Source organism: Streptacidiphilus cavernicola, assembly GCF_042510955.1.
Taxonomy (GTDB): Bacteria; Actinomycetota; Actinomycetes; order Streptomycetales; family Streptomycetaceae; genus Streptacidiphilus; species Streptacidiphilus cavernicola.
On record NZ_JBHFAB010000015.1, the window covers coordinates 16710 to 31958 of the forward strand.

Below are 15249 nucleotides of genomic sequence, written 5' to 3' on the forward strand. Positions count from 1 at the left end.
TTGCCACCCCGGACCGGGGAGGCACAGTGCTCGACCCCCACAGGGCACCCACCCACGCGTCGCACAAGGCTGTCCCTCCCCAAGGGACGCCGTGTGCGGCAGGGTCCTGAGCGGACGTACTCAGCACGCCCCCGGCACACCCCCAACCCTGGAGGCAGTACGTTGCGTACCACCACGAACCACAGCGGCTCCGCCCGTCTGGTCCTTCCCCTGCTCGGCGCCGCGGCCCTGGCCGCCTCCGGCCTGCTGGCAGCGGCCCCCGCCGACGCCGCCACCCACAGCGGCACCAGCTGGGTCCGCTCCTGTGCGGTCGTGCACAAGGCAGGCCAGATGGCGTGCAACGCGCTGAGGGTCACCAGCACCACCGAGCACGTCAACGCCCTCGGCATCACCCCCGATGCCACCCCCTCGGGCTTCGGGCCGTCCAGCCTGCTCAGCGCGTACAACCTCCCGGCCAACGGCGGCGCCGGGCAGACCGTCGCCATCGTCGACGCCTACAACGACCCCAACGCGGCGTCCGACATGGCGGTCTACCGGTCCCAGTTCGGGCTGCCCGCCTGCACCGTGGCCAGCGGCTGCTTCAAGCAGGTCAGCCAGACCGGCAGCACCACCTCGCTGCCCAGCAACAACAGCGGCTGGGCCGGGGAGATATCCCTGGACCTGGACATGGTCTCGGCGATCGCCCCCAACGCGCACATCATCCTGGTCGAGGCCAAGAGCGCCACCACGGCGAACCTGGGCACCGCGGTCAACGAGGCGGTCACCCTGGGCGCGAAGTTCGTCTCCAACAGCTACGGCGGCTCGGAGTCCAGCTCCGACACGACCTACGACACCAAGTACTTCAACCACCCGGGCGTTGCCATCACCGTCTCCTCCGGTGACTCCGGCTACGGCGTGGAGTACCCGGCGGCGTCCAAGTACGTCACCGCGGTCGGCGGCACCTCGCTCAAGACCGCCTCCAACGCCCGTGGCTGGACCGAGAGCGTGTGGTCCACCAGCAGCACCGAGGGGGCCGGCTCCGGCTGCTCCAAGTACGACGCCAAGCCGACCTGGCAGAAGGACACCGGCTGCTCCAAGCGCACCGTCGCCGACGTCTCCGCGGTCGCCGACCCGGCCACCGGCGTCGCGGTCTACGAGACCTACGGCGCCTCGGGCTGGGTCGTCTACGGCGGCACCAGCGTCGCCTCGCCGCTGATCGCCGCGGTCTACGCCGACGCCGGCACCCCGAGCGCCGGCATCCCGGCGGCCGACCTCTACGCCCACACCTCGTCGCTGAACGACGTGACCACGGGCAAGACCGCCACCTGCTCCCCGGCCTACCTCTGCGCCGCGGCGGCCGGCTACGACGGCCCGACCGGCCTGGGCACCCCCAACGGCCTGGCCGCCTTCACCGGCTGACGGTTCGTCTGTAACTGACGTTCCGTCACCACCTGTTCCACCCTGAAACCCCCACAGCGGCAGGGCCCCGGTCGTCCCCACGACCGGGGCCCTGGCGTGTGTCGCGGGCCCGGCCGACGATGTTCCGGGCCATGCCGCCGAACACCACCGTGTGGAACGGTGCGACGGACCACCAGTACAGGTGCCCGGCCAGGCCGTGCGGGTGGAACAGGGCGCGCTGGCGGTAGCGGGTGCGGCCGTGCGCGTCCTGCTCCACACCGAGTTCCAGCCAGGCCAGTCCGGGTAGCCGCATCTCCGCGCGCAGCCGCAGCAGCCGCCCGGGGACGATCTCCTCGACCCGCCAGAAGTCCAGCGAGTCGCCGACCCGCAGCCGGTCCCGGTCGCGCCGTCCGCGCCGCAGCCCGACGCCCCCGGCCAGCCGGTCCAGCCAGCCCCGCACCGCCCAGGCGAGCGGGAAGGAGTACCAGCCGTGCTCGCCGCCGATGCCCTCGACCACCCGCCACAGGGCGGCCGGGTCGACGTCCGCGGTCAGCGTCCGGTCGTCCTGGTAGAGGCTGCCGCCGGCCCAGGCCGGGTCGGTGGGCAGCGAGTCGCTCGGTGCGCCGGGCAGGGACGCCGAGGACCACCGGGTCTCCACCTCGGCCTCGCGGACCCGCCGCAGCGCCAGTGCGACCGCGTCCTCGAAGCCGAGCAGACCGCCCTCGGGATCCGGCACATACCGGGCGAGGTCGTGCTCGTCGCAGACCACCTCGTACCGCAGCGACTCCACCAGCGGCCGGGCGATGGCGCGCGGGACCGGGGTGACCAGGCCCACCCAGTGGCTGGACAGGCCGGGGGTGAGCACCGGCACCGGCACGATCAACCGGTGCGGCAGCCCGGCCACGGCGGCGTAGCGCAGCATCATCTCGCGGTACGTCAGCACATCGGGGCCGCCGATGTCGAAGGACCGGTTCACCTCCCGCGGCAGCCGGGCGCAGCCGGCCAGGAAGCGCAGCACGTCGCGCACCGCCACCGGCTGGATCCGGGTGTTCACCCACCTGGGCGTCACCATCGCCGGCAGCCGCTCGGTGAGGTAGCGCAGCATCTCGAAGGACGCCGATCCGGAGCCGATCACCACCGCCGCGCGCAGCTCCGCCGTGGGCACCCCGGAGCCGCGGAGGATCCGGCCGACCTCGGCCCGCGACCGCAGGTGCGGCGACAGTTCCCGGTCCGGGACCCCGCGCGGGACCAGCCCGCCGAGGTAGACGATCCGCCGCACCCCGGCCGTCCGGGCCGCCCGGCCGAACTCCTCGGCCGCCCGCGCGTCGGTGCGTTCGAAATCCTTGCCGGTGCCCAGGGCGTGCACCAGGTAGTAGGCGACGTCCACCCCGGCGAGGGCTTCCGGGAGGGTCTCCGGGCGGGTCACATCGGCCTCGACCACCTCGACCCGGGCCTGCCAGGGCTGGTCCCGCAGCCGCCGCCGGTCCCTGACCAGGCAGCGGACCTCCTCTCCCGCCGCCAGCAGCACCGGGACCAGGCGCCCGCCGATGTAGCCGGTGCTGCCGGTCACCAGGCAGCGCAACGCCCGGCCTCCAACGTCCCGGGGGCCGTGCCGGTCGGTCGCCGTCGGCGCCATGGTGCGCTCCCTCGCTGTCGGAACCCCCGCTCCACTCCATCCTCGCCCGGATCCGGCCTCCCGGCGTGGCGCCGAACGGCGGTGAGCGGCGCTTGGCCCGAGAATCGGATAAGCCGGGACGAACCCGGCGGAAAACGCCCGGGAGCAGGAGCCAGGAGAGGGTGATCAGCGTGAGCGAGCTGCCGGAGGCCGGCGGTTCCGGGGTGTCGTGCGTTCCCGGCGCCCCCAGCTGGGTCAGCCTGCTGGCCCGGGACCCCGCCGACGCCCGCCGCTTCTACGGCGACCTGCTCGGCTGGGGGTTCGAGTGCGTCGAGGAGCGCTGGGGGACGTACGCCTACGCCGTCGCCGGCGGACTTCGGGTGGCCGGTGTCGGCGCGCTGCCGGAGGAGTGGGGCGGCGCACCGGCCTGGACGGTGTTCTTCGGCACCGAGGACATCGAGGCCGGGGTCCAGCGGGTGCGCGAGCACCTCGGCACGGTGGGCATCGGCCCGGTCGACTTCGCTGCGGGCCGGGTCGCCGTCGCGGTGGACCCGGACAACGCGGTCTTCGGGCTCTGGGAGGGCAAGCCGGGGCCGGTGCAGGCGCTGCGGCTGCCCGGGGCCCCGGCCTGGATGGAGCTGTCCACCGACGCCTTCGCCGCGGCCCTGTTCTACGGCGGGGTCCTGGACTGGGCCGCCCAGGACCGCGACCGGCTGGACGTGACCTGGGAGCACGAGCGGGTGGTGCTGCGCGCCGACGGCCGCAGGATCGCGGCCCTGGCCACCGCCGAGCGCGACCCCTCGGTCGCCCCCGAGCGCCCGGCCTGGCACGTCTACTTCGCGGTCGACGACGCGGCCACCGCCGCCGAGCGGGCCACCGAGCTGGGCGGCACCCTGGTCGAGGCAGCCACCGGCACGCCCTACGGCGAGGTGGCCCGGCTGTGCGACCCGCAGGGCGCGCAGTTCTTCCTGATCAGCTCGCACTGACCCCGTCCCCCTCGCCCGTCCTCGTCCGCGGAGCGCCCGCATGGAGAACCGACCGCCGCCCGGCCCCAAGGACTACGACCCGCGCCAGCGGCCGGCCAGGTACGTGCCGCTGCGGAGCCGTCCGACGGCCGCTGACGACCGGATGGCCCTGAACGGCATGGGCAGCTTCGACTGGGACCTCGACGCCGGCACCTACCTCCTCGACGAGGTCGGCCTCCAGGTCTTCGACCTGCGCGCGGACGAGTTCGACGGCCGTCCCGCCTCGCTCGCCCCCCGGGTGCACCCGGACGACGGCCGCAGGCTGGACGCGGTGGTCTCCGGCGCGCTGCGGAACGGCAGCCCCGGCTTCGCCGCCTACTTCCGGGTGCTGCTCCGCAACGGGTCGCTGCGCTGGGCGCACACCCAGGGCCGGATCCTGCGCGACCACCAGGCCCGTCCGTACCGGATCGCGGGCATCGTCAGGAACGCCGACGAGGAGCTCACCCACGCCGAGGCGATGCGCACCCTGGGCGCGGACCGCCGCCGCAGGACCGACTCGGTCCGGGCCACCACCGAGGCCCTGGCCCAGGCGCTCACCGTCGACGACGTGATCGGCGTGCTCACCGACCAGGAGGGGCTGCGCCGGTTCCGCACCGACGGGCTCGCGCTGGGCCTGGTCGAGGGGGCCTTCATGCGGCTGGTCGCGGCCACCCATCCGCCCTCCGCGGCGCTCAGGGCGCATGACGACCTGTCACTGAGCCGGCTCGACGACCAGCTGCCGCTGGCCGAGGCGGTCCGCACCGGCCGCCCGCAGTTCATCGGCGACCGGGTCGAGCTGTGCGCCCGCTACCCCCGGCTGGGCCCCTACGCGGACGAGATGGGGATCAACGCCGCCGCCTTCCTGCCGCTGTCGGCGCAGGCCAGGACGCTGGGCGCGCTCGGGCTCTACTTCGGCGAGGGCCGCCCGTTCAACAGCGAGGACCGCACCGTCTACATCGCGCTGACCAGCGTGGTGGCCCAGTCGCTGCAACGGGCCGTGCTGTTCGACCAGGAGCGGGAGTTCGCCACCACCCTGCAGACCACCATGCTGCCGCGGCGGATCCCGCCGATCAGCGGCGGCGAGGTCACCGTCCGCTACCGGGCCGGGCACCGGGCCCGCGAGGTCGGCGGCGACTGGTACGACGCGATCACCCTGCCCGGCCGCCGGATCGGCCTGGTGGTCGGCGACGTCGAGGGCCACGACAGCCATGCCGCGGCCATCATGGGCCAGCTGCGGATCGCGCTGCGCGCCTACGCGGCCGAGGGGCACAACCCGTCCACCGTGATGACCCGGGCCTCCCGCTTCCTGGCCGACCTCGACACCGAGCGCTCCGCCACCTGCGTCTACATCGACGCCGACCTGGAGTCGGGGGCGCTGCGGACGGTGCGGGCCGGGCACCTCGGGCCGCTGCTGCGCCGCGCCGACGGCAGGACCGACTGGCCGGAGGTCCGCGGCGGGCTCCCGCTCGGCATCGCCACGGTCTTCCAGCTGGACGACTACCCGGAGACCGCGCTGCACCTCGACCCGGACGACACCCTGCTGCTGTGCACCGACGGCCTGGTCGAACGGCCGGGGCAGGACATCTCCGAGGGCCTGCGGACGCTCGCGGACGCGGTGCGGACCGGCCCGCAGGGCAGCGAGCGGCTGGCCGACCACCTCTGCCGGGAGGGGCCGGACCGGCCCGGGACCGACGACGACATGGCACTGCTGCTGGTCCGCCGCGGGTCCGAGCCGGGGATCCGCGGGCCGCTGCGGGTGGAGCGCCGGGTGCACCAGGCCGACCCGGGCGGGCTGGCCGAGGCCCGTGCGCTGATCCGGCGCACGCTCACCGGCTGGGGGGTCGAGGGCCTCAGCGGCGACGTCGAACTCGCCGCGGACGAGCTGGTCACCAACTCGCTGGTGCACACCGACGGCGGGGCGACGCTGGTGGTCGAGCTGCTGCCGGGGGAGCGGCCGGGGATCCGGCTGGAGATCCAGGACTCCTCGATCGGCTGGCCGAGCCGCCGCAGCCCGAGCGAGGCCGCGGTCTCCGGCCGCGGCCTGCTCCTGGTCGACGTCCTCGCCGACCGCTGGGGCGTCGAGCCGCACCCCGCGGGCAAGACGGTGTGGTGCGAGTTCCGGTCCGGCGCCGGCCTACATCCTGTGGGGTAGTCGGGCCGACCGGGTCCGCATCGCCCGGCCGACGCGCTGACCAGGGGCCGGACGGCACCATCGGCGTATGGACACCACACCACTACGGACCGACGCCGTCACCCTGCACGGCGTCAGCAAGCACTACGGCCAGGTCCACGCCGTACGCGGACTCGACCTGGAGATCCCCCGGGGGCGCACGGTCGCCCTGCTCGGCCCCAACGGCGCGGGCAAGTCCACCACCGTCGGCATGCTGCTCGGCCTGCTCGCACCCGACGCCGGGACCGTCGCCGTCGGCGGCCTGCCGCCGAGGACCGCCGTCGCCCGGGGCCTGATCGCGGCGATGCTGCAGGACTGCGGGCCGATGCCCGGCGTCACCGTCGCCGAACTGGTCACCCTCGGCCGCCGGCTGTACCCGCGTCCGCTGGCCGTCGGCGAGGCGCTGGAGCTGGCCGGGCTGACCGCGGTGGCCCGGCGCCGGGTCGACCGGCTCTCCGGGGGCCAGGTCCAGCGGCTGAAGTTCGCCCTGGTCGCGGTCGGGAACCCGGACACCATGGTGCTGGACGAGCCGACCCGGGCCCTGGACGTCCAGGGCCGCCGCGAGTTCTGGACCGCGATGCGCGGCTACGCCGCCACCGGCCGCACCATCGTCTTCGCCACCCACTACCTGGACGAGGTCGAGGAGAACGCCGACCGGGTGGTGGTGATGGCACGGGGGACGGTCGTGGCGGACGGCACCGCGACGCAGATCCGCGCCCTGGCCGGACGGGCCACGGTCCGCTTCCGGCTGTCCGACCCACCGGCCCGCCCGCCGCGCGGCTGGCTCGGCGCCGGGAGCGTCGACATCCGGGGCGACCTGGTGACCCTGGGCACCGCCGACCCCGACGCCACCGTGCGGGCCCTCGCCGCCGGGCCGCTGGCCTGGCGGGACCTCAGCGTCGTCCCGCCCAGCCTGGACGAGTCCTTCCTGCAGCTCACCGCGCCGGCCGCCGCCGCAGCCGCCGCCGCACCCGCCCTGGAGGCAGCCCGATGAACGGCACCGGCTACTACCTGCGTCTCGAATGCGTCCGGATGCTGCGCGACCCGCGCTACCTCGCCCTCGGGGTGCTCGCCCCGATCGGCTTCTACCTGCTGTTCTCCACGCTCTTCGGCGGCGCCCCGAAGGAACCGGGACAGCTCGGGGGAACGGTGGAGATCATGGTCGCGATGGCCGCCTACGGAGCCATCTGGGGAGTGCTCTCGGCGACCGGCCCCCGGATCTCCCAGGAGCGCGCCACCGGCTGGGTCGACCAGCTCCGGGCGCTTCCGCTGAACGCCCGTCAGGTCATGGCCTCCAAGCTGGCCGCGGGCATGCTGGTGGCGCTGCCCGCGATCCTGCTGGTCTGCCTCACCGCGGTGCTGGCCAAGGACGTCCGGCTGGACGCCTGGCAGTGGGCGGCCCTGGTCCCCGCACTGTGGCTGGGCAGCCTGCCGTTCGCGCTGCTGGGCACCGCGATCGGCTACGCGGTCGGCCCCGAGACCGCGTTCCCGCTGAGCTACGCCCTCTACATGGCGATGTCCGCGATGGGCGGGCTGTGGGTGCCGCCCGCGAAACTGCCCGCGTCCTTCCTGCACGTCGCCGACCTGCTGCCCACCTACCGGCTGGCCGACCTGGGCTGGGCCGTCGCCGCCGGGCACGCGCCGGGCTGGGCCGACGTCGCGGTCCTGGCCGGCTGGACGCTGCTGCTCGGCGGCCTGGCCGCGGTCGCCTACCACCGGCCCCGGTGGGGCCGGCGGCCCGTCCTGCCGGTGTCCGCCACCGGGGCGGTTTCGGTGGCCGGCTCCGGCGACATGGGGTGACCACCGCACCCGACCGCTCCGGCGCCGCATACGCTGCCGCTGTGGAACACACGGCCACGGCGGCGGGCCGCCGCACCGGGGCGGAGCCCCCGTCCGGCGGCGACCGGCGCGGCGACGTCCTGCTGGCCGCCGGCGCCGGCGCGTTCGCCTGCCTCGGGGTGTGGACCGAGATCCACTTCGCCGCCGGGCCGGTCCCGCCGCAGGGCTGGGCGTATCCGCTGACCCTGGCCGCCGCCGCGGCGCTGCTGTGGCGCCGCAGCCGTCCACTGGCCGCCGCCCTCGGCTGCCTGCTCGGCTGCGCCGGCTACCACGCCGCCGGTTACCCGGGCTTCGCGCCCGGGGTGCTGCTGTTCGTCGCCTGCTACGCGCTCGCCGCCTACGGCCCGGACCGCGCCGGGGCGGTCAGCGCGGCGCTGCTGGCCTTCTGCGGCTGGCTGGTCCCGGCCCTGCCGCCGCAGCAACTGCCTTGGTACTCGCTCAGCCTGACGATGCCTCCGCTCGGGATGGCGGCGAGCGCGGCGCTCGGGGCCTCGGCCCGGCGCCGCCGGACCGAGCACGAGGAGCGGCTGCGGCAGACCGCCGCCGCCGCCGAGGAGCGGACCGGCCGCAGGCTCGCCGAGGAGCGGCTGCGGATCGCCAGGGAACTGCACGACGTCCTGGCCCACACCATCTCCGTGGTGCTGGTGCAGAGCGGCCTCGCCCTCGACGTCCTGGACGACAGCCCGGGGCAGGCCAGGGCGGCGATGCTGACCGTGCGCGGCGCGGCCAGGCAGGCCATGCCGGAGCTGCGCGCGGCCCTGGACCTGCTCCGCGGCACCGGGGGCGACAGCGCCGGCGGCGGTGCCGACCGGAGGCCGCAGCCGGGTCTCGACCAGTTGGCGGAACTGGTCGAGCAGAGCCGCCGCAGCGGCCTGGAGGTCGAGCTGCTGCTCGACCCCGGCCCGGACCGGGAGCTGCGCGAACTGCCCGCCGTGGTCCAGCTGACGGTCTACCGGATCGTCCAGGAGTCGCTCACCAACGTGCTGCGGCACGCCTCGGCGAGCCGGGCGACGGTCGCCCTGCGCCGGGAGGACACGGCCGACGGGGCGCTGGTGGTCGAGGTCGCCAACGACAGCCCGGTCGGCGCCGCCGCCCCCGGTCCCGGCGACGTCGCCCGTCCCGGCTTCGGACTGGTCGGGATCCGGGAGCGGGCCGAGGCACTGGGCGGTTCGGCCCAGGCGGGTCCGCTGCCCTCGGGCGGCTTCCGCGTCACCGTCCGGCTTCCCCTGGAGACCCCATGACCATCAGCGTGCTGCTCGCCGACGACCAGGCCCTGGTCCGGGCCGGATTCCACGCCCTGCTGGCCCGGGACCAGGACGTCGAGGTGGTCGGCGAGGCCGCCGACGGCCTGGAGGCGGTGGAGCTGGTCCACCGGCTGCACCCGGACGTGGTGCTGATGGACGTCCGGATGCCCCGGCTGGACGGCATCCAGGCCACCGCCCGGATCTGCGCCGACCCGGCGGCGGCCGGCACCAAAATCATCGTGGTGACGACCTTCGAGCTGGACGAGTACGTGCACGGCGCGCTCCGGGCCGGGGCCAGCGGCTTCCTGCTCAAGGACCTGGAGCCGAGCGAGCTGCGCAACGCGGTCCGGGTGGTGGCGCGCGGGGAGGCGCTGATCGCGCCGAGGATCACCCGTCGGCTGATCTCCGAGTTCACCCGCCGCCCCGCGCACGACCCCGGGCAGGTCGCCAGGATCGGGCTGCTGACCGAGCGCGAACGGGAGGTGGTGGTGCTGGTCGCGGGCGGACTGAGCAATGACGAGATCGCCGCCGGGCTGTTCATCAGTCCGGCCACCGCCAAGACCCATGTGTCCCACGCCATGACCAAGCTGGCCGCCCGCGACCGGGCCCAGCTGGTGGTCTTCGGCTATGAGTCAGGGCTGGTCAGCGCCACGGGGGCATGACATCGCACAGCCGCACGATAGGTTGGCCCGCGTGATCCAGCGCCCGACCCGACCGCCGCGGGCTCCCGAAGCCGCGGCCCGCCCGGCTGCCCGGCTCGTCGCGGCGCCGGGCGGCTCGTCGTTGCGGCGGGCGCTGCCCGCGCTGGGGTGGTTCACCGCGGTACGGGCGGCCGGTCTGCTGGTGCTGGCGGCGTGGTGCGCGGCCGAGCGGCGGAGCCCGCACCAACTGCTCTCCGCGCGCTGGGACTCGCTCTGGTACAGCGACATCGCCCGGCACGGCTACCACTGGCCCGGATACGTCGCGACCGCGACCACGCGCGGCGCCGGGGCCCGCTCGCACCTGGCGTTCTTCCCGCTGCTGCCCTGGCTGGAGCGGGGGATCGGCGCGCTCACCGGCCTGGCCCCGGCCGACGCCGGGCTCGCGGTCAGCGCGGTCGCCGCGCTGACCGCGGCGTGGGGGATCCACACCGTGGCCGAGCGCTCCTCGGGCCGCCGGGCGGCGGCCGTGCTGGTCGTGCTCTGGGCGGCGCTGCCGATCGGGATCCTGCTGTCGATGGCCTACTCCGAGGCGCTGTTCACCGCGCTGGCGGCGTGGGCGCTGCACGGCCTGCTGCGCGGCCACTGGCTGCGGGCCGGGCTGCTGACCGCGCTGGCCGGGCTGACCCGGGTCTCGGCGGTGGCGCTGATCGCCGCGGTCTGGGTCTGCGCGGCGGCGGCGCTGTGGGAGCGGCGGGGCGGGTGGCCGCGGATCCTGGCGGGCGCGCTGCTGGCCCCGGCCGGCTGGCTGGGCTACGTGCTGTGGACCGGGGGACCGGTGGCCTACCTGCGGGTGCAGGGCGCCTGGGGCAACGGCTTCGACGGCGGCTGGGCGTACGGCCGCTACATCTGGCGGCAGCTCAGCGGCTCCGGCCTGCTGACCGGGGCCGGGGTGCTGGTCTTCGTCGGCCTGGTGCTCTGGGCCTACTGGTGCTGCCTGCGCCGACGGCTGCCGCTGGCGCTGCTGGTCTACACCGGCGTGCTGACGGCACTGGCGCTGGGCGCGCAGGCGTACTTCAACTCCAAGCCGCGGCTGCTGCTCCCGGCCTTCCCGCTGCTGCTGCCGCTGGCGCTGTACCTGGCCGGGCTGCGGCCCGCGCGCACCACGGCGGTCCTGGCCCTGCTCGCGCTCGCCTCCGCGGTGTACGGCGCGATCTGGCTGCTGGGGCCGGGACCGCCGTAGCCGGCGGGGTCAGCGGTGCCGGCGGGGTCAGCCGGCGCTGGCGGCGGCGCCGAAGTCGACGTCCTTGGTCTCCACCGTTCCCGCGGTGCGGCCCGGCGCGGACTGGTAGGTCCAGTACAGGTTGGTGTGCGCGATCACCAGGTCGGGTGAGGGGGCGCCCCACTGGGTCTGGTCCTCGGTCGTGTGGGCGTCGCTGACCAGGGTGGTGTCGTAGCCCCGGGTGAACGCGCCGTGCAGGGTCGAGCGGATGCAGGCGTCGGTCTGCGCCCCGGCCACGACCAGCCGCCCGACCTCCAGGCCGGACAGCACCCGCTCCAGGTCGGTGCCCTCGAAGGCGTCGCCGTAGTTCTTCGGGACCAGCGGCTCGGCGTCGTCCGGGACCAGTTCGGGGACGATCCGCCAGTCGTCGCTGCCCGCCGCCAGGCCCTCGTCGGAGTGCTGGACCCAGACGACCGGGACCTGCTCGCCGCGGGCCCGGTCGACCAGGGCGGCGATGTTGGCGACGACCGTGTCGCGCTGGTGGGCGCTCGCGACGACGCCGTTCTGCACGTCGATGACGAGGAGTGCGGTGTTCGGCCGGTTCTTGAGTGTGGTCATGGGGCCACGCTAGACCCCCGCACCGACAGCGAGCGGTCCGCCAGCGTCACCGCCAGGAAGACCACGGCCAGGGCGACCAGGAACCAGGCCAGGTGGTGCAGCCCGGCGGTGTCGGCGCGCCGGGCGAAGAAGACCCCGTCGGCCGCGGAGGCGACGATCGCGCCGAGGTAGCCGAAGGTGCGCAGCAGTCCGGCCGAGGAGCCCATCCGCTCCGGATCGGCCTGGTGGTAGACCGAGTTCTGCAGGGCGAGGCTGTTCAGGCCCTGCGGGATGCCGACCACCAGGGCGACCGCGACCAGCTGCCAGACCGGGCTGCCCGCGCCGAGCGTCAGCAGCAGCAGGCAGGCGGCGACCTGGGCGGCGGCGCCGACCAGGAGCTTGCCGCGGATCTCGGTGCGGCGTCCGGTCAGCGCGGACACCGCGATCGCGGTGCCGAACAGCGGCAGCTGGGCCAGCCCGGCCTGGGTGGCGGTCAGTCCGCGCCCCTGCTCCAGCCACTGGGTATAGCCGTAGAGGAAGGCGTAGGAGACGACGTAGGAGAGCAGCGCCCGGCCGTAGGTGGCCAGCAGCGGCAGGTTGCCGCCCAGCACCCGCAGGTCGATGAAGGGCTCCGCGGCCCGCCGTTCCCTGACTGTGAAGCCGGCCGCCGCGGCGGCGGTGAGCAGCAGCAGGTACCCGTCCGAGGTCCGCGGGTTCATCAGGAACAGCAGCAGGCAGACCAGCATCGCCGCGAACAGGGCCATGCCGGCCGGGTCCAGCCGGGTGCTGACCCGGCCGCGCTCGGCGCGCGGCGGCAGCGGGGTCTTCGGCAGCCGGGTCAGCCCGAGCACCAGACCGGTCGCCGCCAGCGGGAGGTTGACGGCCAGGGTGGTCCGCCAGCCGCCGAGTCCGATCAGCAGTCCGCCCAGGGTGGGGCCGATCACGGCGATGGTCTGGGTGGAGACGGCGAGCAGGGTCAGCACCCCGGCCGGGCTGTCGTGGCCGGTGCGCTTGGCCTCGCTGCGGATGAGGTACATCGCGGCCGGGTAGCCGGCGCAGGTGCCGAAGCCCAGCAGCACCCGGGCGACGACCAGCACGGCCAGGGACGGGGCCAGCGCGCCGACGATCCCGGCGGTTCCGGCCAGTGCCGTCCCGGCCAGGAAGAGCTGCCTCGGCCCGTAGAGGTCGATCAGCCGGCCGACCACCGGCTGGCCGATCGCGGTGGCCAGGTAGAGCGCGGAGACCAGCCAGGCGGTCTGCGACGGCGGGGCTCCGAACGCGGCGCCGATCGGCACCAGCGACACCGCGATGATCGAGGAGTTGACCGGGTTCAGCACCGCGCCCAGGACCATCGGGGCGAGCAGCCTGCGGTCGAAGGCGTTCCCCGGGTCGCCGCCGGTGCCGGAGCCGCCGCCGGTGCGCGGGCGTATCGAGCGGGCGAGCCGGGAGAGCCTGGCGTTCACGGCTGGGCGAGCCTCTCCAGCAGGGCCAGCGCCTCGATCAGGGTCTGCCGCTCGGCCTCGGTGCAGCGCTCCTGCAGGCTGCGGGCCAGCCACTCCTCGCTGGCCCGCCGCTTGTCCTCAAGGAAGGCCTGGCCGGTCCCGCTCACCGAGACCAGCTGCCGGCGGCCGTCGTCGGGGTCGGGGCGGCGCTGGATCAGGGCGCGCTCCTCCAGCGCCGCGAGGGTGGCGGCCATGGACTGCGGACGGACCCGCTCGGCGGCGGCCAGGTCGCTGGCGGACCGGGGGCCCTCCTTGCTGAGCCGGCTGAGCGCGGAGGTCTGGGTGGGGGTCAGCCCCTCGGTGTCGTAGGTGTCCCGCAGCCGCCGCCGCAGCCGGCTGAACACCACCCGCACGTCGCTCGCCGCACGGACCGCCGACTCCGAGATACCCTCAACGTTCTCGTCCATGAGCCCACGGTAAAACCTTCAGGCTGGACTGTCCAGTTTCACCTCATCAGTTAGGACTGATGATTCTCGCTGCCCCGGCTCCTGCCCCTGCTCCGGGACCGGGATCGGCTCGGGGCGCGGCAGCCGGGCGGACAGCAGCGGCAGTGCCAGCACGCCGATCAGGGTGGGCGCGGCCAGGTAGCGGTACAGCGGGGAGGGGGTCGCCGCGATGACGTTGAGCTGGCTGCCCAGGGTGACCGCGGCCAGGGCCAGCACCTCGCGCCGCCGTCCGCCGGGGCGCCGCCGGGCGAACAGCGCCAGCACCGCGGCGTAGGTCAGATAGGCCCACAGCGCGCCGCCCCACACCAGCCAGACCAGCCCCGACCTGCGCAGCCCCTCGGCCCAGGCGTTGGCGGGGCCGTGCAGCGCGCGCAGCAGCGGCCGGATGCTCATCTCCGGGTAGTACCGGTTGCCGGTGATCTCCGGGTGTGTCGCGACAAAGCCGATCAGGCCCTTGTCGACGGTGGTGCCGGCCACGCCGACCGGGTCCGCGCCGGAGGTGACCGACCAGGCGGCGTGCGACCGGCACAGCGTCGCCTGGGCCACGTCGAGCGGGGTACGGGCGGTGACTTCACCGAACAGGCCGGTCAGCCGGCTGTTGAGCCGGACCGCCAGGGGGAGGTCGAAGCTGCCGCGCACCACCGGGTCGATCAGGTAGCAGTCGGCGCCGGTGGCAGACCAGTGCTTCAGCGGGGCGACCTCGGCCATCAGCGCGGTGTCGGCGGCGGTGAAGGTGCCCGGGTGCCGGCTGTAGGCGTAGGCGATGTCGCCGTACAGGAAGCTGTAGGCGGCGTTGTTCAGCGGCTTGGTCACGCCCAGTGCCGGGTAGAGCCCGTCGGAGAGCGCGAAGAAGCACAGCACCGGGGCCAGTACGACGACGGTGGTCCGCTTCCACATCCGGGGCAGTGCGGCCAGCAGCGCCAGGCCGATCAGGACCACCTCCAGGAAGCCGTTGTTGCGGGCCAGGCAGACCACCAGCAGTCCGAGGCCGAGCAGCGGCCAGCTACGGGTACCGGCACCGCCGCCGCTGCCGCCGTGCCGCCGCGGTTGCCGCAGGGTGTCCGCCACCAGGTGCAGCACGGCGGCGAAGGCCAGCACCGTGCCGATGGCGAACGGCACGTCCTTCCACGCGTAGACGACGAACGCACCGGTCGAGGGCAGCGCCACGGTGAGCAGCACCGAGCCGGCGATCCACCGGGTCCTGACGCCGAGTTTGCGCAGTCCGGCCGCCAGGTAGCCGATCACCGCGGCCATGGCCACGGTCTGGGCCAGGGTCAGCGCGGCGTAGTCGCCGGTGCCGACCAGGGAGAGCCACAGCGCGCCGTCGTAGGCGATCGAGTGGTCGGCGATCCAGTGACCGGTCGTCACCTCGTAGCTGTAGGTGAAGCTGTCGTAGCTGAACAGCCCGGGGTAGAAGGCCGCCCACCACAGCAGGTAGCCGGCCTGGGCCAGGGCCGCGATCCCCAGCGGCATCCGCAGCCGCGGGGGAACGACCGGGCGGCGGAGCGGGAATCGGTTCGGTGCGGGCACCGTCCCACCGTCCCCGCCGCGGGTTAACACCGGGGTAACGGCTGGGGCAGTCACACCGTTCGCTT

13 protein-coding genes are annotated in these 15249 nt (G+C 74.8%); 8 read left to right on the forward strand and 5 right to left on the reverse strand.

Annotated elements, in window-relative coordinates; all coding sequences use genetic code 11:
- The first annotated feature begins 162 nt into the window (after positions 1-162).
- On the forward strand, positions 163-1398 hold the full coding sequence (locus ACEZDE_RS20385; RefSeq protein ID WP_380537796.1) for a S53 family peptidase: 1236 nt from the start codon (positions 163-165) through the stop codon (positions 1396-1398).
- A gap of 25 nt (positions 1399-1423) precedes the next feature.
- Here ACEZDE_RS20385 and ACEZDE_RS20390 read toward each other — a convergent pair whose 3' ends face one another.
- Entirely contained in the window at positions 1424-3013 is a 1590-nt protein-coding gene (locus ACEZDE_RS20390) for an SDR family oxidoreductase (protein WP_380537798.1), read from the reverse strand.
- A gap of 170 nt (positions 3014-3183) precedes the next feature.
- On the opposite strand from ACEZDE_RS20390, the gene ACEZDE_RS20395 reads away from it, so the two are divergent.
- The 7 genes from ACEZDE_RS20395 (at position 3184) to ACEZDE_RS20425 (ending at position 11130) form a co-directional block, all read left to right on the forward strand.
- Positions 3184-3978 carry a VOC family protein gene (locus tag ACEZDE_RS20395; protein WP_380537800.1) on the forward strand — a complete coding sequence of 265 codons (795 nt, stop codon included), beginning with the start codon at positions 3184-3186 and terminating at the stop codon, positions 3976-3978.
- A 40-nt stretch (positions 3979-4018) separates the two neighbouring features.
- Complete coding sequence (locus tag ACEZDE_RS20400; RefSeq protein WP_380537802.1) at positions 4019-6148, forward strand: SpoIIE family protein phosphatase; 2130 nt, start codon at positions 4019-4021, stop codon at positions 6146-6148.
- A 67-nt stretch (positions 6149-6215) separates the two neighbouring features.
- Positions 6216-7160 carry an ABC transporter ATP-binding protein gene (locus ACEZDE_RS20405; protein WP_380537804.1) on the forward strand — a complete coding sequence of 315 codons (945 nt, stop codon included), beginning with the start codon at positions 6216-6218 and terminating at the stop codon, positions 7158-7160.
- The gene (locus ACEZDE_RS20410) at positions 7157-7966 is read left to right on the forward strand and encodes an ABC transporter permease (RefSeq protein WP_380537806.1); all 810 of its coding nucleotides are present in this window, start codon (positions 7157-7159) and stop codon (positions 7964-7966) included. The genes ACEZDE_RS20405 and ACEZDE_RS20410 overlap by 4 nt, the downstream gene beginning before the upstream one ends.
- Positions 7967-8007: 41 nt before the next feature.
- Positions 8008-9246 carry a sensor histidine kinase gene (locus tag ACEZDE_RS20415; protein ID WP_380537809.1) on the forward strand — a complete coding sequence of 413 codons (1239 nt, stop codon included), beginning with the start codon at positions 8008-8010 and terminating at the stop codon, positions 9244-9246.
- Positions 9243-9911: a response regulator gene (locus tag ACEZDE_RS20420; protein ID WP_380537811.1), complete on the forward strand. Its 669-nt coding sequence runs from the start codon at positions 9243-9245 to the stop codon at positions 9909-9911. Before ACEZDE_RS20415 ends, ACEZDE_RS20420 begins: the two co-directional genes overlap by 4 nt.
- 31 nt (positions 9912-9942) lie before the next feature.
- Positions 9943-11130 carry a hypothetical protein gene (locus ACEZDE_RS20425; protein WP_380537813.1) on the forward strand — a complete coding sequence of 396 codons (1188 nt, stop codon included), beginning with the start codon at positions 9943-9945 and terminating at the stop codon, positions 11128-11130.
- Positions 11131-11157: 27 nt separating this feature from the next.
- On the opposite strand, the gene ACEZDE_RS20430 is transcribed toward ACEZDE_RS20425, so the two are convergent.
- Genes ACEZDE_RS20430 through ACEZDE_RS20445 form a run of 4 tightly spaced genes read right to left on the reverse strand, consistent with a single transcriptional unit; the run spans position 11158 to position 15184 of the window.
- Positions 11158-11727, reverse strand: a complete 570-nt coding sequence (locus ACEZDE_RS20430) for an isochorismatase family protein (protein ID WP_380537815.1) — start codon at positions 11725-11727, stop codon at positions 11158-11160.
- A complete protein-coding gene (locus tag ACEZDE_RS20435; RefSeq protein WP_380537817.1) occupies positions 11724-13169 on the reverse strand; it encodes an MFS transporter in 1446 nt (481 codons plus the stop codon). Before ACEZDE_RS20435 ends, ACEZDE_RS20430 begins: the two co-directional genes overlap by 4 nt.
- Positions 13166-13615, reverse strand: coding sequence for a MarR family winged helix-turn-helix transcriptional regulator (locus ACEZDE_RS20440; RefSeq protein ID WP_380537820.1), 450 nt, complete (start codon positions 13613-13615; stop codon positions 13166-13168). The genes ACEZDE_RS20435 and ACEZDE_RS20440 overlap by 4 nt, the downstream gene beginning before the upstream one ends.
- An 18-nt stretch (positions 13616-13633) precedes the next feature.
- Positions 13634-15184, reverse strand: coding sequence for a hypothetical protein (locus ACEZDE_RS20445; RefSeq protein ID WP_380537822.1), 1551 nt, complete (start codon positions 15182-15184; stop codon positions 13634-13636).
- Positions 15185-15249: the final 65 nt, after the last annotated feature.